The organism is Flammeovirga agarivorans (assembly GCF_012641475.1).
Lineage (GTDB): Bacteria > Bacteroidota > Bacteroidia > Cytophagales > Flammeovirgaceae > Flammeovirga > Flammeovirga agarivorans.
This window is the reverse complement of record NZ_JABAIL010000129.1, coordinates 1-472: the sequence shown is the minus strand read 5'-3', so window position 1 is coordinate 472 and position 472 is coordinate 1. Positions and strand designations below refer to the sequence as shown.

Below are 472 nucleotides of genomic sequence, written 5' to 3'. Positions count from 1 at the left end.
CCGCAAGGATGGCTGCATGCACTGCGCGGACCCGGGCTGCCTGAAGGCCTGCCCGTCAGAAGGCGCGATCATTCAGTACGCCAACGGTATTGTCGACTTCCAGTCCGAGCAGTGCATCGGCTGCGGCTACTGTATCGCCGGCTGTCCGTTCGATGTACCGCGTCTGAACCCGGAAGACAACCGCGTCTACAAATGTACCCTGTGCGTAGACCGCGTGACCGTCGGCCAGGAGCCTGCCTGCGTGAAAACCTGTCCGACCGGCGCAATCCACTTTGGCTCCAAAGAGGATATGAAAACGCTGGCCGGCGAACGCGTGGCTGAGCTGAAAACCCGCGGTTATGACAATGCGGGCCTGTACGATCCGGCCGGCGTCGGTGGCACCCACGTCATGTACGTGCTGCACCATGCCGACAAGCCGAATCTGTACCACGGCCTGCCGGAAAACCCGGAGATCAGCCAGACCGTCAAGTTA

The 472-nt window shown here is 61.4% G+C and carries 1 protein-coding gene; it reads left to right on the top strand.

Annotation, left to right across the window (positions count from 1 at the left end; translation table 11 throughout):
• Positions 1–472, top strand: a 472-nt coding sequence (locus HGP29_RS28585; protein ID WP_168885854.1) for a 4Fe-4S dicluster domain-containing protein, incomplete at both ends; no start/stop codon positions are given.